Annotated in this window: 17 protein-coding genes; 4 read left to right on the top strand and 13 right to left on the bottom strand. The window is 74.6% G+C overall.

Going from position 1 to position 24,287, the window contains the following annotated elements; genetic code table 11:
• Positions 1-3 precede the first annotated feature (3 nt).
• Positions 4-1,407 carry a phosphotransferase gene (locus tag I598_RS17220; protein WP_068204576.1) on the top strand — a complete coding sequence of 468 codons (1,404 nt, stop codon included), beginning with the start codon at positions 4-6 and terminating at the stop codon, positions 1,405-1,407.
• Between the two features lie 58 nt (positions 1,408-1,465).
• Here the strand turns inward: I598_RS17220 and I598_RS17215 are convergent, their stop codons facing one another.
• From I598_RS17215 to I598_RS17180, 8 genes are all read right to left on the bottom strand, one after another.
• On the bottom strand, positions 1,466-3,631 hold the full coding sequence (locus I598_RS17215) for an alpha-galactosidase (protein WP_068204573.1): 2,166 nt from the start codon (positions 3,629-3,631) through the stop codon (positions 1,466-1,468).
• Positions 3,628-6,240 carry a glycoside hydrolase family 2 protein gene (locus I598_RS17960; protein WP_232314212.1) on the bottom strand — a complete coding sequence of 871 codons (2,613 nt, stop codon included), beginning with the start codon at positions 6,238-6,240 and terminating at the stop codon, positions 3,628-3,630. The genes I598_RS17215 and I598_RS17960 overlap by 4 nt, the downstream gene beginning before the upstream one ends.
• A 70-nt stretch (positions 6,241-6,310) precedes the next feature.
• A complete protein-coding gene (locus I598_RS17205) occupies positions 6,311-7,534 on the bottom strand; it encodes an ROK family transcriptional regulator (RefSeq protein ID WP_157557288.1) in 1,224 nt (407 codons plus the stop codon).
• A gap of 48 nt (positions 7,535-7,582) precedes the next feature.
• Positions 7,583-8,386, bottom strand: coding sequence for an ABC transporter ATP-binding protein (locus I598_RS17200; RefSeq protein WP_068204570.1), 804 nt, complete (start codon positions 8,384-8,386; stop codon positions 7,583-7,585).
• Positions 8,383-9,324 (bottom strand): ABC transporter ATP-binding protein, encoded by a 942-nt coding sequence (locus tag I598_RS17195; RefSeq protein WP_083973460.1) that lies wholly within the window; start codon positions 9,322-9,324, stop codon positions 8,383-8,385. The genes I598_RS17200 and I598_RS17195 overlap by 4 nt, the downstream gene beginning before the upstream one ends.
• Complete coding sequence (locus I598_RS17190) at positions 9,321-10,361, bottom strand: ABC transporter permease (RefSeq protein WP_083973458.1); 1,041 nt, start codon at positions 10,359-10,361, stop codon at positions 9,321-9,323. Before I598_RS17190 ends, I598_RS17195 begins: the two co-directional genes overlap by 4 nt.
• 10 nt (positions 10,362-10,371) lie before the next feature.
• On the bottom strand, positions 10,372-11,361 hold the full coding sequence (locus I598_RS17185; protein WP_068204567.1) for an ABC transporter permease: 990 nt from the start codon (positions 11,359-11,361) through the stop codon (positions 10,372-10,374).
• Positions 11,362-11,397: 36 nt separating this feature from the next.
• Positions 11,398-13,110: an ABC transporter substrate-binding protein gene (locus I598_RS17180; RefSeq protein ID WP_068204565.1), complete on the bottom strand. Its 1,713-nt coding sequence runs from the start codon at positions 13,108-13,110 to the stop codon at positions 11,398-11,400.
• A 264-nt stretch (positions 13,111-13,374) separates the two neighbouring features.
• Between I598_RS17180 and I598_RS17175 the strand changes: the two genes are divergently transcribed.
• A complete protein-coding gene (locus I598_RS17175) occupies positions 13,375-14,223 on the top strand; it encodes a LacI family DNA-binding transcriptional regulator (protein WP_068205409.1) in 849 nt (282 codons plus the stop codon).
• 43 nt (positions 14,224-14,266) lie between these two features.
• On the opposite strand, the gene I598_RS17170 is transcribed toward I598_RS17175, so the two are convergent.
• Positions 14,267-15,502 (bottom strand): AGE family epimerase/isomerase, encoded by a 1,236-nt coding sequence (locus tag I598_RS17170; RefSeq protein WP_068204563.1) that lies wholly within the window; start codon positions 15,500-15,502, stop codon positions 14,267-14,269.
• A 163-nt stretch (positions 15,503-15,665) separates the two neighbouring features.
• Here I598_RS17170 and glgB point away from each other — a divergent pair, with 163 nt between their 5' ends.
• Complete coding sequence (gene glgB, locus I598_RS17165) at positions 15,666-17,891, top strand: 1,4-alpha-glucan branching protein GlgB (protein ID WP_068204560.1); 2,226 nt, start codon at positions 15,666-15,668, stop codon at positions 17,889-17,891.
• Positions 17,892-18,141: 250 nt separating this feature from the next.
• On the opposite strand, the gene I598_RS17160 is transcribed toward glgB, so the two are convergent.
• The 3 genes from I598_RS17160 to I598_RS17150 all read right to left on the bottom strand — a co-directional run bounded on the left by I598_RS17160 (position 18,142) and on the right by I598_RS17150 (position 21,635).
• Positions 18,142-19,089, bottom strand: coding sequence for a tetratricopeptide repeat protein (locus I598_RS17160; RefSeq protein WP_068204557.1), 948 nt, complete (start codon positions 19,087-19,089; stop codon positions 18,142-18,144).
• A gap of 66 nt (positions 19,090-19,155) precedes the next feature.
• The gene (locus tag I598_RS17155) at positions 19,156-20,226 is read right to left on the bottom strand and encodes a DUF8094 domain-containing protein (protein ID WP_068204554.1); all 1,071 of its coding nucleotides are present in this window, start codon (positions 20,224-20,226) and stop codon (positions 19,156-19,158) included.
• Positions 20,223-21,635 (bottom strand): hypothetical protein, encoded by a 1,413-nt coding sequence (locus tag I598_RS17150; RefSeq protein ID WP_068204552.1) that lies wholly within the window; start codon positions 21,633-21,635, stop codon positions 20,223-20,225. The genes I598_RS17155 and I598_RS17150 overlap by 4 nt, the downstream gene beginning before the upstream one ends.
• Before the next feature lie 284 nt (positions 21,636-21,919).
• On the opposite strand from I598_RS17150, the gene I598_RS18320 reads away from it, so the two are divergent.
• Complete coding sequence (locus I598_RS18320; RefSeq protein WP_068204550.1) at positions 21,920-23,431, top strand: coiled-coil domain-containing protein; 1,512 nt, start codon at positions 21,920-21,922, stop codon at positions 23,429-23,431.
• A gap of 61 nt (positions 23,432-23,492) precedes the next feature.
• On the opposite strand, the gene I598_RS17140 is transcribed toward I598_RS18320, so the two are convergent.
• Positions 23,493-24,284: an alpha/beta fold hydrolase gene (locus I598_RS17140; RefSeq protein ID WP_335583268.1), complete on the bottom strand. Its 792-nt coding sequence runs from the start codon at positions 24,282-24,284 to the stop codon at positions 23,493-23,495.
• Between the last annotated feature and the right edge of the window lie 3 nt (positions 24,285-24,287).

Below are 24,287 nucleotides of genomic sequence, written 5' to 3'. Positions count from 1 at the left end.
GTCATGGTCGACGTCTCCGTGCACTCCGCGACCCCCGACCCGAGCGTCGGCGACCTGCTCGCGGCCTGGCTTCCGACGCAGCGCTGGTACCCGGGTGCCGGGGAGGTGAGCGTCGAGCCGTGGCTGGCGGTGACGTTCGCCGGCCCTGACGAGGACGACGCCGACGGGGTGTCGGGACCGTTGTCGGACGGTGGCGCGGTCCCGACCGCCGAGCCGCACCTGGTGCTGCTGCTGGTGCGGCTCACCGGTGCGGCGCTGCCGGGCGGCGAGCTGGTGGCCCAGGTGCCGCTGGTGCTGTCGGACGTCGCGCACACCGGGCTCGGGCACATCGGCACGATCACGACGCAGGCGGGCGAGGTGGCGGTGCACGACGGCGGGGCGAACCCGACCGGCTGGGTGACGCTGCTGCACGCGATGGGGGTGCCCGGCGACCTGGACGTGCTGACCGAGCGGGCGCGGGTGCTGGCGGGCGAGCAGTCGAACACGTCCGTGTTCCTCCCGGCGGTCCCGTCGCCGAGCGGCACGGGCGCGATGCTGAAGATCCTGCGGACGGTGGCGGACGGCCCGCACCCGGACGTGGTGGTGCCGGCGGCGCTGACGGCGGACGGGTGGGACGGCGTCCCGCGGTTCCTGGGCGCGCTGGAGGTGGACCCGGACGACACGGAGCCGGTGCACCTGGCGATCCTGTCCGAGCTGGTGCCGCACGCGGAGGACGGGTTCGAGCTGGCGTGCGACCTGGCCAGCCGTGACGAGTCGTTCGTGGGGCACGCGGGCGCGCTGGGGCGGCTGCTGGCCGAGCTGCACGAGCGCCTGCGCCGGGTGCTGCCGCCGGGCCCGCCGCTGGACGCCGGTCGCTTCGTCGCCGGGCTGCGGGTCCGGGCCGCGCGTGCCGTGGCGGAGGCGCCCACCGAGCTCGGCGGGCGGGCCGACGAGATCGGCGCGCTCCTCGACGAGCTCGAGCGCCGCCTCGCCGCGCTGCCCGCACCGCCACCGACCCAGCACGTGCACGGCGACCTGCACCTGGGCCAGACCCTCTACGGCGACGGCGCCTGGAAGGTGCTGGACTTCGAGGGCGAGCCGCAGCGGCCGGTGGCGGAGCGGACGGCACCGGACCTGCCCCTGCGCGACGTCGCCGGGATGCTGCGCTCCTTCGACTACGCGGCGGCCGTCGGCGGGGCCGCCGACCCGGCGCTGTGGCGGGCGGACGCCGCCGGGGAGCTCCTCGCCGCGTACCGCCGGGCGGCAGGCCTTCCTCCCGGGCTGGACGAGGGCACGGCCGAGGTCGCCCTGCGCGCGCTCGTCCTCGACAAGGCGCTCTACGAGGTCGTCTACGAGTCGCGGCACCGGCCGCACTGGCTGCCGATCCCCCTGGCCGCGGTGGACCGCGCCCTCGACCCGTCGCCCTGACGCCGCCCCGCACCCGCACGGCGCGACGTGGTGGGACGAGCACCCGCGGCCCTGCGCGTCAGGCGACGGCCTCGGCCCGCAGCAGCAGCACCCGGTCCGCGAACAGCACGGGCAGCGCGAGACCGACCCGTTCCAGGAGCGCGCCCGGCAGCTCGACACCACCGTCGTCCACCCAGCCCAGCGGCACGCCCCAGCGGGCCGCGACACCCTCCAGGGTCGTGATCGGCCCGTCGAGGGTCACCCGGTAGGTGCGTGCCGCGTCGAGGCCCGGCAGCGGGACCGCGGGCGGCGGCCACGTGTCGGACGACGCGGTGCACACCCAGGCGTACAGCGCCTGCGACCCGTCGTGGGCGACGACGCCGTGCAGCCCGTACGCCGGGTCGGGCACGTCGGCGTGGACCACGCGCCCGGAGTGCAGCAGGCCGCGACGCTCCCGGTAGAACGCCACCCACTGCGCGAGCCGGGCCCGTTCCGCGGGCGCCGCCTCGGTGAGGTCCCACTCGATCCCCAGGTGCCCGAACAGCGCGACCGCGCAGCGGACGTCCAGCGGGAGCGCCCGGTCGGACGTCGGGGCGACCGGCGAGGACACGTGCGCGCCCAGCAGCTCGGGCGGCACCAGCAGCGAGGTCCAGCGCTGGATCCCGACCCGTTCGTGCGCGTCCGTGGAGTCCGAGGCCCAGACCCGGTCGGTGCGCTGGAGGATCTCCAGGTCGACGCGTCCGCCGCCGGACGCGCACGTCTCGACCTCCAGGCCGGGGTGCCGCGCACGCAGCTCGTCGAGCAGCCGGTAGACGGCGTGCGTCTGCGCGTGCACCGCCGCGCGCCCGTCCGGGGGCAGCCCGCCCTCGCCGAGCTCCCGGTTGTGGTCCCACTTCAGGGAGGCGATCGGGTACTCGACCAGCAGCGCGTCGAGCCCGTCGAGCACGTGGGCGTACGCCCCCGGGTCGGCGAGGTTCAGCACCTGCTGGTGCCGGCCCGGCCCGGGCAGCCGGCCGCCCGCGGCCCGCAGGATCCACTCCGGGTGCGCCCGCGCGACGTCCGAGTCCGGGTTGACCATCTCCGGCTCCACCCACAGCCCGAAGTCCATCCCGAGCGCGCGGACGTGGTCCACGAGCGGCCACAGGCCGTCCGGGTACACGGCGGGCGAGACAGCCCAGTCCCCCAGCCCGGCCCGGTCGTCACGGCGGCCCCCGAACCAGCCGTCGTCGAGCACGAACCGCTCGGCACCCACCTCCGCGGCGGCGTCCGCGAGCGCCGTGAGGCGGGACAGGGTGTGGTCGAAGGTGACGGCCTCCCAGGTGTTCACCACGACGGGTCGCGGTGCCGCCGGGTGGTCGGGGCGGGCGCGCAGCCAGTCGTGCACGCGCCCGCTCGCGGCGTCGAGGCCGTGTCCCCACGTCGCGTACGTCCACGGTGACGTGTACGTCTCCCCGGGGGCGAGCCGGACCTCGCCGGGCGCGAGCGCCTCCCCCGCCCCGAGCAGCCGCACCCCGTGGTACGAGCGCTCGGCGACGAACCGCTGGTCGCCGGACCACGCGGCGTGCACGCCCCACACCTCGCCGGTGCGGGCGCCGAACCCCTGCTCCCCCGCGCACAGCAGGAACGCGGAGTCGAAGCCGGGGCGGCCCCGGTGCCCGGTGCGCTCGTGGCGGCCGTGCGCGAAGGGCAGCCGTTGCGGGCTGCGCTCGCGCAGCTGGTGGCCGGTGAGGTCCAGCAGCTCGGTGGCGCGGGCGGGCACCGGCAGGGCGGGGAGCACCCCGGCGACGTCGTGGACGCCGTCGGCGCGGTTCGTCACCGCGGCGCGCAGCCGCACGAGCCCGCTGCGCGCCTGCTCGACCACGAGGTCGAGCCCCAGCCCGGCGGCCTCGTCCCGCGCGGTCAGCTCCAGGGCCTGCGACCACGGGGCGTCGCGGTCGACGACCCGAAGGCCGGTGACCACGAACCTCGTCGTGGGGGCGCCGCCCGCCCGGTGCCCGGTGACCCCGCGGACGCCGGGCCAGCCGGTGGACGCCTCGGGCAGCACCGACACGGGCATCGGCCCGTCGACGGGGTAGCCGAACGGCTGCGGGGCGACCGCCCGTTCGAGGGCGGCGAGCGCCGCGTCGTCGAGGTCGCCGAGGTCGGCGCCCCAGTGCACGACGACGGGCAGGCGGGCGTCGTGCACCGCCAGGACGAGGCTGACGCCACCCGCCCGGAGGTGGACGTGCCGGTCGACCGCCGTCACGCCGGCCCGACGAGCTGGTTGAGGGACCGCAGGACGTCCGGTGCGACGAGGGCCGCCGGGTCCACCGTGGTGCCCGCGGGGAGCGTGACGTGCAGGTCGACGCTCTCGCCCGGCAGCAGCGTGACGAGCATGTCGTCCACCACGGCGTCCGGGACGACCTTGTCGACGAGCAGGGTGAGGTCGCGGACCAGGTTCACGGCCGTGACCCGCACGACGACGCCGTCGGCGGCGGGCAGCACCGTGGTCTCCAGGCGGGGCGCGGCGAGGGCGGAGTCGCGGGGCTCGGCGAAGAACCACAGGCCGCGGACGCCGCCGAAGTCCGCCACGAGCAGCTCGGCCCCGGCGTCGGCGGGGGTCGAGACGTCGGCGCCCGGCAGCAGGGTCGCGGCCCCCCGGGCGGCGACGTTCACGGCCGTCGTCGTGGCCGCCAGCTCGCCGCCGTCGAGCCCGAGGCGGCGCACCACGACCTCGCCCGACCAGGCGTCGTCGGTGTCGTTGACGACCACCACGGCGAGCCCGTCCGTGCCGTCCCCGAGCGGTTCGCCGCCGTCCGCCGACCGCGGCTGCACGGTGACCAGCCGGTCGGCGTGCGCGTGCGCCAGGGCGTGCAGCAGCGGCTTGGCCCGGCCGTCGCCGTCGACCGCCGCCCACGACGTCACCGGCCAGCAGTCGTTGAGCTGCCACACCACCGACCCCTGGCAGCGGGGCGTCCAGGAGCGCAGGTGCTCGACCGCGACCTGCACGGCCGTCGCCTGGTTCCACGACATCGCCCAGTGCCAGTCGGCCATGTCGTCGGGCAGAGGCAGATGCGCGAGCAGCCCGTCGGTGAGCTTGTCGTTGCCGCTCGCGGCCTTCTGGTGCACCTGCATCCCCGGCGACTCGGGCGTCAGCGGGTCGTCGGAGACGGCCCGGGTCAGCGTCGACCACGTGGGCGGGCCCTGCCATCCGAACTCCGCCATGAACCGCGGCACCGTGTCGCGGTAGTGCGGCCAGTCCTGGCGGTTCCACACCTCCCACGAGTGCATCGAGCCGTGCGCGGGGTCGTTGGGGAACACGTCGGCGCGGATCGGCAGGTCGCCCGACCACGGGCTCGACGGCGTGTAGGGCCGGGTGCCGTCCAGCTCGGCCACCACGCGGGGCAGCAGGTCCTCGTAGTAGCCGAGGCCCCACGTCCGCCCGTCGAGCCGCTTGACCCACCCCCACGTCCGGTGACCCCAGACGTTCTCGTTGGAGCCGTTCCACAGCACCAGGCTCGGGTGCGGCGAGAGCCGGGCGACGTTGTCCCGGGCCTCCGCCTCCACCTCGGACCACAGCGGCTCGTCCTCGGCGTACGCCGCGCACGCGAAGGGGAAGTCCTGCCAGGTCAGCACGCCACGCTCGTCGCACAGGTCGTAGAAGTCGTCCGACTCGTACACCCCGCCGCCCCACACGCGCAGCAGGTTGACGTTCGCCGTCACCGCCTGGCCGATCCGGGCCGCGAGGCGCTCGCGGGTGACGCGCGGCAGGAACTCGTCGTCGGGGATCCAGTTGGCACCCTTGACCCAGACGGGGCGGTCGTTCACCACGATCGTGAAGGGCGTGCCGTCGGCGTCGGGCGTCGTGTCGAGGCGGACCGACCGGAAACCGGTGCGCCCGGTCCAGCGGTCGAGGCCGTCGCCGGGGGCGTGGGCATCCGCAGCGCCGGGGGCGTCCGCGGTCGCCGGGGCCGCGAGCGTGACCTCGACGTCGTACAGCGGCTGGTCGCCGTACCCGCGCGGCCACCACACGGCGACGTCCGGCACGCGCAGGCGCACCACGCCGGAGGCGTCCGTCACGGCGCCCGTCGCCCCGAGCGTCGTGCCGTGCCCGGTCACGACGACGTCGACGCGCAGGTCTCCCCCGTCGACGCCGGGCGCCCGCCCGGCGTCCACGTGCACGTCGAGCGTGCCGTCCCACGTGCCGTCCGCGGCGCGCTCCGCCCCGGGCAGCACGCGCACCCCGGTCAGCCGCGCGGTCGACCACGACTCGAGCCGGACGGGACGCCACAGCCCGACCGTGGCGGCGTCGATGCCCCAGTCCCAGCCGTAGTTGTACGCGGCCTTGCGCAGCGCGTTGAACGGGTGGTGGTTGACCTGGGGCCGGTAACCGAGGGCGAGGCTGCGAGCGTCGGCCTCCCGCACCGGGGAGGCGAGCTCCACGACCAGCTCGTTCGCGCCCACGCGCAACAGGTCGGTGACGTCTAACCGGTAGCGGCGGTGCATGTTCTCCGTGCGCGCCACGACGGTCCCGTTGAGCCGCACCACCGCCACCGTGTCGACCCCGTCGAAGGCCAGGTCGTGCCGGTCGGCGCCGCCCGCCGTCCAGTCGAACGTGGTGCGGTACTCCCAGGAGCAGTGCCCGACCCACTTCAGCAGCGCCTCGTGGTCGTCGAGGTACGGGTCGGGGATCAGCCCGGCGGCGAGCAGGTCGGTGTGCACCGTGCCCGGGACGCCGGCCGGCACCGCGGTCGTGCCGTCGAGCAGGTCGCGCAACGGCTCCGGGACCGGCCCGCCGACGGCGCGCACGGTCCAGCCGTCATGGATCTCACGGACCGTCAGCGGTGCGGTGGTGGTGGACGGGGAGGTGGTCACGAAGGGCTCCTCGGGTGGTGGGGCGGGACGTGGGTGGGGCGAGCCGCCGGGAGACGGGTCTCGGAGCGGGTCAGGCGACGTCGATGCGGAGGCCGCCGCCGGGCGGGACGAGCTCGCCCTGGAGGACGAGCGCCGCGGCGCCGACGGCGGCCGCCTCGCCGGCGTGCGACGAGATCACGACGTCGACGTCGTGGTCGCCGCGTGCGAACTGGGAGGTGGTGAGGCGCTGCCGGACGGCGGGCAGGTAGAGCGAGCCGGCGACGGCCATCGCCGGGCCCGTCAGCACCAGCCGGTCGACGTCGAGCACCTGGACGAGGGTCTGGGCGGCGATGGCGACGTAGCGGGCCGACCGGCCCAGCAGGTTCGCCGCGAGGACGTCTCCCCCCAGCGCGGCCCGCGCCAGCGCGGCGAACCGCTCCGAGAGGCCGCGGCCGGGACCGCCCAGGTCGAACCCGGCGGCCTCGGCCGCCGCGACGACCGACCGGGGGCCCGCCAGCGCCTCCACGCAGCCGCGCGACCCGCACCAGCACTCGGGGCCGTCCGCCTCGACGCACACGTGCCCGATCTCGCCGGCGTTCGAGCTGACGCCCCGCAGCGGGGCGCCGTCGATGACCGCGCCGGAGCCGATCCCGGTGGCCAGGTACAGCGCGGCGAACGCCCGGCTGCCGCCGGCCCCGCCGCCCCAGTGCTCGCCGACGGCGGCCGCGGTCGCGTCGTTGTCCAGCACGACGGGCAGGCCGGTGGCCTCCCCGAGGCTCGGGCCGAGCGGGAAGTCCCCCCAGGCGTCCATCGCGGGGCGGGTGAGGACGAGCTGGGAGCGCCGGGACAGCGGCCCCGGCGCGACCACGCCGAGACCGAGGACCTGGTCCCAGGCCACCTCCGTGCTCTCCACGAGACCGCGGACGGTGGCGGCCATCCGGTCCACGACCGTCTGCGGGTCGCCGACCGCCTGCGCCCGCCGCAGCCGCGCGACGACGGCGCCGCCCAGGTCCACCAGGACGTAGGTGACGTCCTCGGCGTCGAGGTGCACGCCCAGCGCGTACCGGCTCGTCGGCACGAGCTCGAGCAGCACGCGCGGCTTGCCGCCGGTCGACTCGCCCCGGCCGGCCTCCCGCACGAGCCCGTCCTCGATGAGGCGGCGCACCGTGGTGGAGACGGTCGCCGCGGTCAGCCCGGCGACCTCCGTGATCTCGACCCGGCTGATCGTGCCGGCCACCCGGATCGCGTCCAGCACGGCCGCGCGGCTCGACGGCGGTGCGCCCTGTGGCCCGGGCACCCGCAGCAGCTCTGTCATCGTCGGTCTCCCGGGTCGTCGTCGGACGGGACGGGCGCGGCACCGACCTCAGGCCAGCTCCGCAAGCCGCCGCTCCGGGTCGGGCGACGCCGCGCGCAACGTCTTCGTGTACTCGTGCTGCGGGTGCAGCAGGACCTCGTCCGCCGGGCCACGTTCCACGACCGATCCACGGAACATCACCATGATGTCATCGCTGAAGTGCCGGGCCGTGGCCAGGTCGTGGGTGATGTACAGGACGCCCAGGTTCTCCTCCCGCTGGAGCCGGGCGAGGAGGTTGAGCACGCCGAGCCGGATCGACACGTCGAGCATCGAGACCGGCTCGTCGGCGACGAGGATGCCCGGCTCGGGGGCGAGGGCCCGCGCGATCGCGACCCGCTGCCGCTGCCCGCCGGAGAGCTCGTGCGGGCGCCGCGCCGCGAAGTCCTCGGCCGGGTCGAGCCGCACCCGTCGCAGCAGGTCGAGCACGCGCTCGCGGACCTGCGCGGCGGACATCCCGGGGTGGTGCAGCGCGACGGGGCGGGCGAGGTGGTGCTCGATCGTGTGGTGCGGGTTGAGGGAGCCGAACGGGTCCTGGAAGACCATCTGCACCTGCCGGCGGTACGCCCGCTGGGCGGCCCGCCCGCGCCCGACCGGTCGGCCGTCGAGCAGGATCTGCCCCGACGTCGGCGACTCCAGCCGCATCAGCATCTTGGCGACCGTCGACTTGCCGGAGCCGGACTGCCCGACCAGCGCCGTCGTCCGCCCCGGCTCCAGGGTGAACGAGACACCGTCCACGGCCCGCAGCCGCTGGGAGTGCCAGCCGTCGCGGATCCGGTAGTCCTTCGTGACGTCGCGCATCTCGAGGGTGGTCATCGGGCGTCCCCTTCCGCCAGGTCGTGCGACCCGCTGCGCACGAAGTCGCCGCGCTCCCCCGTGAGGCTGGGGAACGACGACAGCAGGCGCCGGGTGTAGTCGTGCTGCGGGTCGGTGTACAGGGTCATGGCGGCGGCCTCCTCGACGATGCGGCCCTCGCGCATCACGGCGATGCGGTCGCTGATCTCCAGCAGCAGCGGCAGGTCGTGGGTGATGAACACGACGGCGAACCCGAGCTCGTTGCGCAGCCGGGAGATCTCCTGGAGGATCTCGCGCTGCACGACGACGTCGAGCGCGGTGGTCGGCTCGTCCATGATCATGACCTGCGGGTCGAGCGCCATCGCCATCGCGATCATCACGCGCTGGCGCATGCCGCCCGACAGCTCGTGCGGGTAGGCGCCGAGGCGGTTGCGGTCCACCCCGACGCGCTCCAGCAGCTCGCCGCAGCGCAGCAGCAGCTCCCGCTTCGACAGGTGGGGCCGGTGGGTGGTGAACACGTCGCCGAGCTGGTCGCGGACCTTCTTGACCGGGTTGAGCGAGTTCATCGCCCCCTGGAAGACCATGGAGATCTTCTCCCAGCGGAACAGCCGCAGGTCGTCGCCGGTCAGCGCGCCGACGTCGACGACGTGCCCCTCGCGGGAGTGGAACGTCACCGACCCGCCGGTGACGACGGCGGGCGGCTTGAGCAGCCGGTTGATCCCGTAGGCGAGGGTCGACTTGCCGCACCCGGACTCGCCGGCCAGGCCGAGGACCTCGCCGCGACCGAGGACGAGGGAGACGTCGTCGACGGCGCGCACGGTGCGTTCCGCGCGGTACTCCACGCCGTAGCCCGCCACGGTGACGACGGGGTCGACCTCGTGGCGCGGGGGCCGCACCCCCGCCGCCGCGTCCGCCGTGCCGTTCACGGTGCGGGGCGTCGCGCCGTTCGTCGCGCTCATGCCGCCGCCTCCGTCCCGGTGTCGCGCCGTCCGCCCGAGCGGCGGGCGGCCCGGGCGGGCCGGTCCAGGTGCCACTTCTTGCGCGCCTGGCGCGTCTGGTTGCGCAGGCGGGGGTTGATGACCTCGTCGATCGAGAAGTTGATGAGCGCCAGGGCCGCGCCGAACAGCGCGATCATCAGGCCCGGCGGGACGAACCACCACCAGGCGCCGAGCCGCAGCGCCAGCCCGTTCTGGGCGTAGTAGAGCATCGTGCCCCACGTGAACGAGCCCGTGGCGCCGAGCCCCAGGAACGACAGCCCCGCCTCGCCGAGGATCGCGAAGATCACCGCGAACATCGCCTGCGAGGCGAGCAGCGGCACGAGGTTCGGCAGGATCTCGACCATCAGGACCCGGTAGGCGGGCTCCCCGGCCACCCTCGCGGCGAGCACGTAGTCCCGGGACCGCACCGACAGCGTGTAGCCGCGCAGCACGCGGGCGGACCCGGCCCAGCTCGTGATCGCCAGCACCACCGCCACCAGCCACACGCTCTTGTCCGGCACGTAGCTGGAGATGATGATGACCAGCGGCAGGCCGGGGATGACCAGCATGATGTTGGTCAGCAGGGAGAAGGAGTCGTCGAGGAAGCCTCCGACGTACGCCCCGACGACGCCGAAGAACCCCGACAGCACCACGACGATGACGCCGACGACGAGCCCGATCGTCAGCGAGCCGCGCGAGGCGTAGGCGAGCTGGGCGAAGACGTCCTGGCCGGTCTGCGTCGTGCCCAGCAGGTGGTCCGCGCTGGGCGGCGCCAGGCCCACGTCGCTCACCTGCGACGGGTCCTGGACGAGCAGCGGCCCGACGAGCGCGAACAGCGTCGTGAGCACGACGATGCCGAGGCCGACGACGAGCTTGGGCGTGACCGGCACCGCGAAGGTGCGGCGGCGCCGTCGGTCGGCCGGGGACGGCGCGGCGTCGAGCGCCCGCGGCGCGACGCCGTCCACCTCGTCGGCCCTGGACGTCTCGGGAGGCTGGGGTTCTTGCGTGCTGATCGACATCGTCGTCCTTTCAGCTCCGGGCCCGGGTCCGCGGGTCGATCACGGAGTACAGGAGGTCCACGAGCAGGTTCGCCCCGAGGACCGAGATGGTGATGACCAGGAAGATGCCCTGCATGAGGGCGTAGTCGTTGGAGTTCACGGCCGACAGCAGCGCCGACCCGACGCCCGGGTAGGAGAACACCGCCTCCGTGACCAGGGACCCCGCCACGACGAACCCGAGCGAGATCGCGAACCCGGAGACCGACGGCAGGATGGCGTTGCGGGCCGCGTAGGTGCGCATGATGCGCCCGGGCGCGATGCCCTTCGCCTCGGCGGTGAGGATGTAGTCCTCCGAGAGGGTGGAGACCATCATGTTGCGCATCCCCACCATCCAGCCGCCGACGGACGAGATGACGATCGTGATCGCCGGCAGCGTGCCGTAGTAGATCACCGACCCGACGAACGGCAGGTTCCAGCCGATCTGTGTGGTGTACACGTCGTAGCCGCCGTTGAGCGGGAACACCATCCACACCGACCCGAGCAGGTACAGCAGGATCAGCGCGAGCCAGAAGTACGGCACCGACTGGAACATCGTCGTGACCGGGATGAGGTTGTCCAGCCAGGAGCCGCGCTTCCACCCGGCCAGCGTGCCGAGCCCGACGCCCAGCACGAACGAGATCACCGTGGAGATGCCGATCAGTCCGATCGTCCACGGCAGGGTCTGGCCGATCACCTGCGTGACCGGTGCGGGGAAGTACGTGACCGACACCCCCAGGTCGCCCTGGGCGAGCTGGCGCAGGTAGTCGACGTACTGCTCCCACAGCGGCGCCGAGGTGTTGGCACCGAGGAGGAGCTCGATGGCCTCCCGGGTCGCCGGCGTGACCTGGCCCTTCTGGGCCAGCTTCGAGACCAGCTGGTCCACCGGGTTGCCGGGCATGAGCCGCGGGATCAGGAAGTTCAGGGTCAGCGCCGCCCACAGGGCGACGGCGTAGAACCCGAGCTTGCGCAGGACGAACGTCATGGCGATCGAGCCCCTCCTCGGTGCAGGTGGTACGGGTCAGCCGACAGGGGTGATCGTCTTGAGGACGATCCCGTTGTCCCACGCCTTCCACGAGGCGGCGAACGCGTACTTGTCGTCGTTGTCCGGCCAGCCGGTGACCCGCGTGTTGTTGAACTCCGTCAGGGTGGAGTTCACGTAGATCGGGATGTACGGGAGGTCCTCGACGATCTCGGACTGCACGATCGCGTACTGCTCCTGCTGCTCCGCCTCGTCGGCGGTCGCCTCGGCGGCCTCGATGGCCGCGTCGACGGTCGGGTTGGCGTACCGGGCGTAGTTGCCGCCCGACGCCATCTCGCCGACCTCCGCGCTGTTCGTGGAGCGGTACTTGCCGTTGTACGTGTAGTACGGGTTGGCCGACGCGCCGAGGCCGATGGAGTCCAGCGAGAGCTGGTAGCTGCCCTTGACCTGGTTGTCGTTCCACTCGTTCCAGGCGATCTGCGTCGGCTGGAGCTCGATGCCGACGGCGGCGAGCTGCTGCTTCATCGTGTCGTTGAGCGAGATGTAGTCGGCCCAGCCGGTGACGGTCTGGATCGTCATGCTCAGGCGCTCGCCGTCCTTGGTGCGGATGCCGTCGTCGCCCGTCTCCCAGCCGGCGTCGTCGAGGATCTGGTTCGCGGCGGCGACGTCGGCCGTCTGCGGCACCTCGAGGTTCGCGCTGTCCGCGACCCAGTCGGCGTCACGCTCGGGCAGCAGCAGGGTCGGCGACGCGACGCCGGCGAACCCGCCGCCGGCCAGCTCGTTGAGCTGGGTGCGGTCGAGCGCGTGGTAGATCGCCTGGCGCACGGCCGGGTCGGTCTGCGGGCCCTCGCAGCCCAGGTCGGCGTTCGAGCAGGTGAAGATCGACGTGGTCAGCGCCGGGGTGTTGACGTACGAGATCTCCTCGTTGTCGGCGAGCATCTGGTCGAGGCCCGGCAGGAAGGAGCTCATCCAGTCGACCTGCCCGGCGAGCAGCGCCCCGGCGGCGGCGTCCGCCGTCTCCAGGGAGATGTAGCGGGCCTCGTCGATGGTCGGCTTGCCCTCGTCCCAGTAGTTCTCGTTCGCCTCGATGACGTAGCTCTGCGGCGAGAACTCCTTGAGGGTGAAGGCTCCGGTGCCGACCGGGTCGGGGTTGATGGTGGTGACCGGGTCGTCGATCTCGGACCAGACGTGCTCGGCGACGATCGCCTGGTTGCCCAGCACGCCGGCCTCCTGCATGTACGAGTTCGGCTCGGGGAACGTCAGGACGACGGTGGTGTCGTCGGTCGCCTCCGCGGTGGCGGCGGTGCCGGCCGTGTTGAGCTCGGGCGTGCTCTGGAGCAGGTTGAACGTGAAGGCCACGTCGGCGGCGGTGAACGGCTCGCCGTCGGACCAGGTGACGCCCTCACGGGTGGTGATCGTGAGCTGGGAGCCGTCGTCGTTCCACGAGAAGTCGGTGCCGAGCAGCGGCGTCGGGTCCGAGGTCTGGGCCAGGTTGTACCAGAACAGCGGCTCGTAGATGACGCCCAGCGTGGGCTGGAGCGCGGTGGGCGAGAACGGATTCCAGTTCTCGTTGATCGTGCCGGTGGCGCCGTTGAACACGGTGATGGACGAGGTCCCGCCCTCGCCGGTGCCGGTGCTCGCGGTGCCGGTCCCCGTCCCGGTGCCCGCGGTGCAGGCAGCGGTCAGGGCGATCGCCGCCGACGCGGCGGCAGCGCCGAGGACACGGCGGCGGATGCGTCGTTGCGTGGTCATCTGTCGTCCTTCGGTCGGTCGCCGTCGTTGGCGACACCTGGCCGCTGCGCCCCCGTGGCCCACCCCCGTCGGTGGCCCGGGCGTCAGAGCTCGAGCGGCACTTACTTTTGTAGCCGATCAAAGTTATGGCGGTCAAGACCCTTCGTCGCCCGACTTTCGGCAGAGTGCCCCCAACAGAGTCCTCAACTTCGTGCGGACGCCGAACGAACCGTGGCCTCTCCCGTCCACCCGGCAGGAGTCCCGGTGCCCGGTACGGTGACCACCGTGAACCGCTCCTGGACGCACGACGTCGCCGGACTCGTCCTCGCCCGTCCGGCCCGGATGCTCGCCGTCGAGCCCTTCTTCATGGAGCTCGTCGCCGGCACCGAGGAGGTGCTCGCGCCCGCCCAGCGGTCCCTGCTCCTGCACGTCGTCGGCGACCTCGACGCCGAGATCGCCACCTACCGGCGATGGGCGGAGCACGGCACCGTCGGAGCCGTCGTCGTCACCAACGTCCGCGACGACGACCCCCGCCCCGCCGCCCTGCACGCGCTCGGCCTGCCGTACGTCGTCGTCGGTGCACCGCGGCCCACCCCCGGCGAGCCCCACGTCTGGATCGACAACGCGCGGCCCGCGCGCGACGTCGTGGTGCACCTCGCCGACCAGGGCCACCGGGTCGTGGCCCGCGTGACCGGCCCGGCCGAGTTCGCGCACACCACGACCCGCACCGCGGCGTTCGCGGCACAGTGCGCCGCCAGCGGGCTGACCCACCACGTGGCCGAGGGCGAGTACACCGAGGAGTCCGGCGCGCGGGCCACCGCCGAGCTCCTCGACCTCGACCCCCGACCCACCGCGATCGTCTACGACAACGACGTCATGGCCCTCGGCGGGCTCGGGCACGCCCGGTCGGCCGGGGTCGCCGTGCCCGCGGACCTGTCCCTCGTCGCCTGGGACGACTCCGCCCTGTGCCGGCTCGCGAGCCCACCGCTGTCCGCCATGCACCACGACGTCCACGGGCTGGGCCGTCTCGTCGGGGAGGCCGTGCTGGCCGTCCTCGACGGCGCCCCGCCGACCACCCGCACCGCTCCGTTCCCCCGCCTGCTGGTCCGGGGCACGACCGCACCGCCCGCCTGACCGGTCGGGCGGGCGGGCCGGCACCCCACGGCCGGGGCGGACGTCAGCCCTGCACGAGACCGTCCCGGGCCGCGCGGGCGAGCGCCGGGGTCAGGGGCGCCCGCGGCAGCAGCGTCGCCTGCACCGCGTGGTAGAGGTCCGGCTTGCCCGGCCACACGTCGCCCGCCGGCCGGTTGCGGTCGTCGAGCTGGTGGAACCAGGAACCCTGCACGATGTCGATCAGGTGCTCGGCGACGTAGTCCCACCACGTGGCGTACAGCGCCGCGTACCGGGCGTCGCCGGTGGCGCGGTGCAGCGCGTCGGCGGCCGAGACCGCCTCCGCCGCGACCCAGTGCATGCGGTCGCGTACCACGGGCGTGCCGTCCCAGTCGGTCGTGTAGACGAAGCCCGCGGCGCCGTCGACCGACCAGCCGTCCGTCACGGCGCGCTCGAACAGCGCCACCGCCGTCGGGCGCAACGCCGGGTCGGCACGGTCCCCGAGCGCCGCCTCCAGCTCGACGAGCAGGCGCGCCCACTCCAGGCCGTGCCCCACGGTCGCGCCGAACGGCTTGAACTGGTCGCCGGGCTGCTCCCGGTTGAGCTCCGGCTGCGCCGTCCAGTCCGGGCCGAAGTGCTCCGGCAGGCGGCCGTCGTGCCCGGCCGCGAGCGCCACGACCAGCTCGGCGACCCGGGCCGCGCGGCCACGCCACGCCGGGTCGTCGAGGGCGTCGGCGGCGGCCAGCATCGCCTCGACGGCGTGCATGTTCGCGTTCAGCCCGCGGTAGTCGTCCAGACGCGAGAACGCCGCGTCCCAGGTGTCGACGCAGCGACCGGCGTCCTCGTCCCAGAACCGCTCCAGCAGGACGCCGGTCGCCTCGTCCAGCAGCTCGCGGCCGCCGGGCAGCCCGGCGAGCGTCGCGCTGGACGCGGCCAGCACGACGAACGCGTGGTCGTAGCAGGACTTGCCCGCCGCGACGTCCGGGGTGCCGTCGGCGGCCACCGCGTGGAACCAGCCACCGTGCTCGGCGTCCCGCAGGTGGCCGGTGAGCCCGGCGAGCGCGCCGCGCGCGACCGTCGCGCTGCCGGGCACCCCCAGCAGGGCGCCCAGGCTGTACACGTGCACCGTGCGGGCCGTGATCCAGGTCTGCACGCCGCGCTCGGGCTCCGGGGTGCCGTCGTCGCCCAGGTAGGCCGCGCCGCCGTCGGGGTGCACGACCCGCGCGCCGAAGGCGAGCAGCCGTCGGCACTCGGCGTCCAGCCAGGCGCGGTGCGTGGGCAGGTCGGTCCAGGGCGTCGTCATCGTGCGTCCTTCCAGGTCCGGGCGGCGAGCGGCTCGTCGAGGACGCGGCACGTGCGGGCCGTCCGTCCATCGTCCGTCCCGCGGATCGTATCCGGCGCTCCCCGGGCCGGCCGGGCCGCGTGTTACCGACGCGGGCGACCTCCCGGCGTGGAAGGGTGGGTGCATGACGCCCGAGCCGCCCACCGTCGATCCCGAGGTCCTCACCGCGATCGCCCGCGGCACCACGCACGACCCGCACGCCGTGCTCGGGCCCCACCTGCTGCCCGCCGACGGACCCGGCGCCGCGACCACCCCGTGGGCCGTCGTGCGCGTCCTGCGGCCGCTGGCCGACGAGGTCGCCGTCGTCGTCGCCGGACCGGACGGCGAGGAGACCCACGACGCGCGCCACGACGCCGCCGGGGTGTGGTCGGCCGTCGTCCCCGCCACCGTCGACCCCGACGGCACCCGGCACGCCCCCGACTACCGGATCCGCACCCGGTACGACGACGACGTCCGCACCAGCGACGACCCGTACCGGTTCCTGCCCTCCCTCGGCGAGATCGACCTGCACCTCCTCGGCGAGGGCCGCCACGAGGAGCTGTGGCGCGTCCTCGGCGCCAACCGGCACACCTACCCCAGCGCGCTCGGCGACGTCGTCGGCACCTCCTTCGCGGTGTGGGCGCCCAACGCACGCGGCGTCCGCCTCGTCGGCGACCACAACCGGTGGTCGCCGATGCATCCGATGCGCTCCCTCGGCTCCAGCGGCATCTGGGAGATCTTCGTGCCCGACGTCGGTCAGGGCACCCGCTACAAGTACGAGGTGTGCGGGCCCGACGGCGTCTGGCGGGCCAAGGCCGACCCCGTCGCGAAGGGCACCGAGGTGCCGCCCGCCACGGCGTCCGTCGTCACCGAGTCCACGTACACGTGGGGCGACGGCGAGTGGATGGCGCGCCGCGCGTCGGGCGACCAGCACGGCGGCCCGCTCAGCGCCTACGAGGTCCACCTCGGGTCCTGGCGGCAGGGCCTCGGGTACCGCGACCTCGCCGAACAGCTCACCGCCTACGTCGTCGAGCAGGGGTTCACCCACGTCGAGCTCCTGCCCGTCGCCGAGCACCCGTTCGGCGGCTCCTGGGGCTACCAGGTGACCGGCTACTACGCCCCCACCTCACGGTTCGGCCACCCCGACGACTTCCGGTACCTCGTCGACCGGCTCCACCAGGCCGGCATCGGCGTCATCCTCGACTGGGTGCCCGGCCACTTCCCCAAGGACGAGTTCGCCCTCGCCCGGTTCGACGGCACCCCCCTGTACGAGCACCCCGACCCGCGCCGCGGCGAACAGCTCGACTGGGGCACCTACGTCTTCGACTTCGGCCGCCGCGAGGTCCGCAACTTCCTCGTCGCGAACGCCACCTACTGGCTCGAGGAGTTCCACGCCGACGGCCTGCGCGTCGACGCCGTCGCCTCCATGCTCTACCTCGACTACTCGCGCGAGGAGGGCGGCTGGGAGCCCAACGTGCACGGCGGACGGGAGAACCTCGAGGCGATCTCGTTCCTCCAGGAGGCCAACGCCACCGCCTACCGTCGCAGCCCCGGCGTCCTCATGATCGCCGAGGAGTCCACCGCGTTCCCCGGCGTCACCCGGCCCACCAGCGCCGGCGGTCTCGGGTTCGGCCTCAAGTGGAACATGGGCTGGATGAACGACTCCCTGCGGTACGTCGCCAAGGACCCGATGTACCGCCACCACCACCACGGCGAGCTGACGTTCTCCCTCGTCTACGCGTTCTCCGAGCAGTACGTCCTGCCCATCAGCCACGACGAGGTCGTGCACGGCAAGGGCTCCCTGCTCGGCAAGATGCCGGGCGACCACTGGCAGCAGCTCGCCGGCGTCCGCGCGTTCCTCGCCTACCAGTGGACCCACCCCGGCAAGCAGCTCCTCTTCATGGGATCCGAGCTCGCGCAGGAGACCGAGTGGAACGAGGGCCGCAGCCTCGACTGGCACGTCCTCGACGACCCCGGCCACGCCGGCGTCCAGCGGCTCGTCGCCGACCTCAACGGGCTCTACCGCGCCACCCCGGCCCTGTGGGAGCGGGACTTCGACGGCTCCGGCTTCGAGTGGCTCGACGCCGACGACGCCGCCCGCAACGTGCTCGCCTACGTCCGCCGCGCCGCGGACGGCTCCCCCGTCGTCGTCGTCGTGAACTTCGCCGGCGTCCCCCACGAGGGCTACCGCGTCGGGCTCCCCCACGGCGGCGCCTGGGGCGAGGCCCTCAACACCGACCACCCGCGCTACGGCGGCTCCGGCGTCGTCAACACCGAGGTGCACACCGAGCAGCACGGCCACCACGGCCGCGAGCACTCCGCCGTCCTGCGCGTCCCGCCCCTCGGCGCCCTGGTGCTGACTCCGCGCTGAGCTGGCGTCGACGCAGAGGTAGCGTCCGTCCGCGGTGGGTCGCGCACAGCGGCTGCTCGACGTGTCCCGACGAACGGCGGAGCGTGTCGTGGGCCGCCGGCGCGACGAAGGTGGTGGGGACGAGGTGCGGGGCGCGGTCGTCAGACCGGGAGTGGAGGGCCCCCTGGGGCCCGTGAACGCGACCGCGCCCCGCACCTCGTCCCCACCACCGGAACCCCGGACCCCGAACCCCGGACCCGACGGGAGACGCTCAGTACAGGTACATCGCCAGGTGGCGGCGGGCCTTGGCCACGCGCGGGTCCGTGGCGCCGACGACCTCGAAGTACTCGACGAGGCGCGCGCGCAGCTTCTCCTTGGCCTCGGCGTCCGCGGCGGGGAGCAGGTCGAGGAGCCGCGCGAGGGCGTCCTCGACCTTGCCGCCGAGCATGTCCGTGTCGGCGACGGCGAGCTGGGCGTCGACGTCGCCGGGTGCGGCGGCCGCGGCGGCGCGGACCTGCTGGAGGTCGGCGTCGCGGGTGCGCTGCATGAGGTGGACCTGCGCGAGGCCGGCGACGGCGTCGGTGTCCTTCGGGTCCTGCTTGATGGCGCGCTCGTAGGCGGTGGCGGCGGCGTCGAGGTCGTCGCGCTCGATGGCGTCGTACGCCTCCTGGTGCAGCGGCGGCAGCGGCTCGGGCTCCGGCTCCGCGGCGGGCCGCTCGGCCTCCGGTTCGCCGCCCTGGGCGGGGGCACGGCCGGTGACACCGTTCTGCTCGGCCGCGGCGAGTACCTGGTCGAGGACGCCGCGGACCTGCTCCTCGGAGGCGGCGCCGGCGAACAGCGGGAGCGGCTGGCCCTGGAGGACCGCGACGACGGTGGGCACGCCCTGCGCCTGGAACGCGGCGGCGATCTGCGGGGAGGTCTGCACGTCGACACGGCCGAGGAGGAACCGGCCGGCGTACTCGTCGGAGAGTCGGCCGAGGAGGGTCGCGAGGTCGGCGTTGGCCTGGTCGGTCGGCATCCACAGCAGGACGACGACGGGGTAGCGGGTCGAGTCCTGCACGACCTGCTGGAAGTTCGCGTCGGTGACGTCGACGACGTACCCGCCCGCCGAGGGGGCACCGCCGGGCTCACCGGGGGGCGGGGCCTGGGGGCGGGTGAGCGCCGACAGGTCGACGGCGCCGCGCGTGCTGATGCTCGGCTCGGGCATGGGGTTGCTCATGGGCACATCCTACGGAGACGTCGGGGCGGGTGGACCGGGTGGCGGACGTCGCCGCCCGGCACGGGGTCAGCCCTTGCGGTCGGTGTTCTTCTTGTCGGGGATGCTCGTGTCGGCGGCGACGGCCACGTGGGAGAAGCCGAGCGGGCGCATGAGCTCCTCGGACCCGGCGGGCGGGACGTAGAGCGCCACCTGGTCGGTGTACTCGACGTACAGCTCGTTGGTGGCGTCGGCGTCCCCGACGAGGGCCTGCTGCGTCTCGGTGAGGGGGTTGATCTCGCCGTCCTCCTCGACCTTGATGCGCACGTTGCCGTCGAGGGCCCCCATGACGACGGCGCCGCCGTCGGAGGTGCGCACGGCCACGAGGTCGGACTGCGGGACGAACTTGAGGGCGTAGGAGCCGTCGGCCTCCCCGAACGCGTCGTCCTCGCGGACGCTGCGCGCGTCCGCCTGGACGCGGGCGACGAGGTCCTGGCTCTCGCTGGGGAGCTCGAACGCGGCGGCGTTCTCGGAGTCCTCGGTGCCCCGGGTGACGAGGTCGGCGTACTGGGCCATGGCCTCGGTGGGGGTCACCTGGAGGGAGTCGTCGTCCGCCGCGACGGCCTCGGAGCCGATGAGCTCGGGGTCGGCGAAGTTCGGCATGGTCGTGCCGGGGATGAGCTGCACCCAGGCCCAGAGCCGGTAGTTGTCCCGCGCCGAGCTCTGCTGGTAGGCGACGAGCCGGTTCACCTCGAGGTCCTCGGTGGGCTCGGTGATGGTGAAGGTGGCGCGGGGCCAGGTCTGCGTGGTGGGCAGGATGGACCGCAGGATGTCCGTGGGGATGTCCGTGACGAGCGAGTTGTCCTCGCGCTCGGCGGCGACCTCGAGCTGGCTGCTGCGCACCTCGAGGGCCGGGCCTGCGACGCGAGGCTTGAGCAGTCCGGCGTCGCGCTCCTCGTCGGCCTTGGTGAGCACGGCGGCGACGTCGGTGACGACGGCCTCCTCCTGCTCGACGCTCACCATGGGACCGTCGAAAGGCTCCTCGGCGACGGGGGTGGGCACCTCCTGGGCGCACCCCGCGAGCAGCGCGGTGGCGCCGACGGCGCCGATCACGACGGTGGCGGCACGCCGGCCTGCGGTGCGGCGGGTCGTGGCGGTCATCGGTTCCCCTCGTCGGTGGTCTCGTCGGTGCCGGCGCCGCGCTCGGCGGCGCCGGCGTCGAAGCCCCAGGTCTGGCGCCAGGCGGCGGACCGGCGGGACCGGTCGGTCGGCTCCGCCTGTGCGGGCGCCGCCCCGGGGGTCCCGGCCGCGGGCGGCGGGACGACCGGCGTCTGGCCGGTGAGCGCGCGCAGGGCGCGGCCCATGCCGGAGCCCGCCGCCTGACGGCGCTCCTCCTCCTGGAGGCGCAGCTCGCGCCGGGTCAGGGGGCGGCCGTCGACGATCGCCGGCAGCGAGCCGGTGGTGGTCGGTGCGGGTTCGTCGGCCGGCGCGGCGGGGGCCGGGACCGGCTCGCGCACGGCGGTGGCCTCGGCAGGCTCCGGGTCGGCGGGAACGGCGCGCTGGGCGAGCCGGGAGCGGCGGGAGAAACGGCCGGCGACGGGCACGGGCGCGGTGCCGGACCCTTCACGCTCATCCTCGCGCGGGCCCTGGTCGTCACCGGTGCCGGACACCGGCGGCGGGGCCGGGGACGTCGCCGGCGCGGGCGACGCGACGGTGCCCGGCCAGGGTGCGGCGGCCGGGCCGGACCAGGTCGGGCCCGCCGGACCGGCGGGGCCGGCGTCCGACGGGGAGCCCGCGGAGGCCGACGAGCCGGGGGTCGCCGACGACTGCGCGGAGCGGGCCGACCGGGCGGCGCGGCGCTGCTTGCGCCGTCCGACGACGAACAGCACGACGCCGACGACGAGCAGCACGGCGCCCACCCCGACGGCGGGCCAGAGCAGCGGCGTCGCGACGTCGCGCACCCAGGTGAGCTGGAGCGTGGGTGCGGTCGCGGCGGTCTCCTCCGGGGCCGCGTCGTCGGCCGCCGCGTCGTCCTGCGCGGCACCGTCCTCGGCGGGGGCGGCACCGGTGGCCGCCGCCATGAGGACCCACGGGCCGGGCCGGTCGCTCCAGCGCAGGGTGACCTCGCCGGGCTCGGTCTGCTCGTTCACCCACAGGTCGGAACCGCGCGGGTCGAGCAGCTCGGGCGCGGCCTCCTCGGCCTCGGCGTCCGCCTCCTCGCCCTCCTCGGGCTCGGCGGCGGCGACGGCCGTCGTCGACAGCGTCTCCCAGTCGGTCATGCCCGTGACGCGCGTGTAGGCGTCGTCACCGAGCCAGCCCTGCACGTCGACGTCGCGGCCGACGACGAGCGTCACCTGCTGGCCGTCCGGCACCGAGGCGGTCACCGTGACGTCCGTGCCGACCATGCCCAGCACCCCGGGGTCGGTGACGACGACCGTGCCGTCGCCCGCGGGGCGCGCCGTGGCGACCACCGTGTCCGACTCCTTGAGCACGGTCGCGGACGCGACCCCGAACGCGATGACGCCCAGACCGAGGACGGCCAGGACGGCACCGAGAATGCGTTGCAGCACCGAGTTTCCCTTCGACGTGGACTTCTCAGGATAGGGAGTCCGGAGGGTGCACCCGCCCCTGGGAGCAGGCACGCGGGATGGTTCACCAACCCTTCACGAGTCGGGTACCGATGCCCCTGAGCCTGGCACGAACCGCGCTCCCCCGGCCACGCGGGGGCCGCCGTCGGCCCCGACGGGGACCCTCGGGCGTCCTGGCCGGGCTCCCCGGGGTGCCGCCTGCACGACGCCCGCACTATCCTGGCCGGTGCCGGGGCGCCACACCCACCACGTACGGAGGTCTCCACGTGTCCGACGAGCGCACGCTCTTCCCGATCACCATGCGCGGCTACGACCGTGCCGCGGTCGAGAACCAGCTCTCCCGCCTGGAGCAGGCGCTGGACGAGGCCCGACGCAACGTCGAGGCCACGGACGGTCGGGCCATGCAGCTCTCGTCCGAGCTCGCCGAGGCGCACCGCCAGCTGCGGGAGAACGAGAAGCCGTCGTACGCGGGCCTGGGCGCCCGTGCCGAGCGGCTGCTGCGCACCGCCGACGAGCAGGCCGCCGAGGTGCTCACCCAGGCGAACCAGCAGGCCGCCGACGTCATGGCGCGCGCCAAGCTCTCCGCCGGCCAGGTCCGCCAGCGCGCGGAGTCCGAGGCGGCGGAGATCCTGGGCAGCGCCCGCCGGGAGGCGGAGGAGGTCCGGGCGACCACGTCGGCCGAGACCGACGGCGTCCTCCAGGGGGCGCAGCGTCGCGCGGAGGAGCTCGTCGGCTCCGCGGAGCGCGAGGCGGCCCTCATCTCGAGCACCCTCGCCACGGAGGAGAGCGAGCGCCGGGCGAGCCTCGAGCGGGAGATCGGCACCCTCCGGTCCACGGCCGAGCGCGAGGTCACCGAGGCGCGCGTCGTCGCGGAGCGGGAGATCGCGCAGGCTCGCGCGGAGGCGGCCGCGGAGGCCGCCGCGCTGCGCGAGGAGGCGGACCGCGAGTCGACCGGGCTCATGGAGCGCACCCGCAACGAGGCCGCGCGGATCGTCGCGGACGCGAAGCACCAGGCGGCGGAGGCGGCGACGGCGGTGACCGCCGAGCTCGAGCAGCTCCGCGAGCAGACGCGGGCGACCCTGGCCGACGCCGAGCTGTCCGCCGCGCAGACGCGCGAGCGGGTCGAGGCGGAGGCGGCCGAGCGGCACGAGGTGGCGCGGGCCGAGACGGAGCGGCTGGTGCAGGCCGCCGAGGAGCACGCCGCCGAGGCGGAGAAGCGGGTCGCCGTCGCCCTGGCCCAGGCGGACCAGGTCCGCACCGAGTCGGACGCGTACGTCAAGGAGCTGCTGGCCGACGCGCGCCGCACCGCCGACCGCATCGTCTCCGAGGCGCGGGCGTTCGCCGAGCAGACGGTCTCGGACGCGCAGGCGGAGGCCGAGCAGAGCCGGACGACCGCGTCGCGCCAGCTCGAGGACCTCACCCGCCGGCACGACTCGATCAACTCCTACCTGGAGGAGCTGCGCGGCCTGCTCGGGACCGAGCAGGCGAGCGGTCTCGCAGCAGCGGCGTCCGCGCCGCCTGCGCCGCCCGCGCCGTCGTCCGGCGCCGTGCCGGTCGGCGAGGTGAAGGCGCCGGCTGCCCCGACGTCCGCGGCCTCGCCGGCCCCGGTCGCGGCGCGCCCGGCCGGGACCACCCAGACGCCCGCGCAGGCCGCGCGAGCAGCCTCCACGCAGTCCGCGGAGGAGAGCACCGACGAGCCGTCGGACGAGCTGCCCGCCGACGAGCTGCCCGCCGACGAGCGCCCTGCCGACGAGGAGCACGCGGCCACGAAGGCCTGACACCCGCACGACGACGGCTCGCCCTCCGCCGAGGGCGAGCCGTCGTCGTCCGTGCGAGGTCTCAGCGGCGCGTGGCCCGGGTGTGCAGCGCGGCGAGCACCGCCGCGACGGCGGCCGGTTCCTCGACCGCGCTGAGGTGACCGGCGTTGGGCACGATCGTCAGGGTCGCGTCCCGGGAGGCCGCCGCCAAGTGCTTGGCGTCCGCCACCGGGGTGATCTGATCCTCGGCCCCGACGACGATCGCGACCGGGCCGTCGAACTCGGCCACCACGTGCGTCCGGTCGGGGCGCGCTGCCATCGCCCGTTGCGCCCACGCGACGCCCGCCGGGGACTGCGACCGGATCCAGTGGTCCACCGTCGGGTAGAGCGAGCGCCGCTCCAGGTGGCTGGTCGGGCCGAGCACCTTGGCGGGCATCCCCTTGACCGCGTCGAGGGTCTGGGTGTCCTCCACGGTCCGCGCGATCTCCAGGCGGTTGGCGCGCACCTCGTCGGGGTCGACGGTCGACTTCGTGTCGAGCAGCCCGACGCCGTGCACCAGGTCGGGGTGCCGGTCGGCCAGCGCGAGGGCGACGTAGCCGCCCATCGACAGCCCCGCCACGACGACGTTCCCCTCCCCCTGCGCACGCATCGTCGCGTACACGGCGTCGGCGGCGGCGTCGAGGCTGGGCGGGATGCCACCGAGGTCGCTGTGCCCGTGGCCGGGCAGGTCGACGGCGAGCACGCGCAGGCCGTCCGGCAGGTGCGTGACCACCGGCGCCCACATGCGGTGGTCGAACGGGAACGCGTGCAGCAGCAGCAGCGGGACGCCCGCGCCGTCGCGCAGGACGTGGCACGCCAGGGTCGGGGACGTCATCGT

Source organism: Isoptericola dokdonensis DS-3 (assembly GCF_001636295.1).
Taxonomy (GTDB): domain Bacteria; phylum Actinomycetota; class Actinomycetes; order Actinomycetales; family Cellulomonadaceae; genus Isoptericola; species Isoptericola dokdonensis.
The sequence above is the reverse complement of the archived record's forward strand: the minus strand, read 5'-3'. Positions and strand labels throughout refer to the sequence as shown.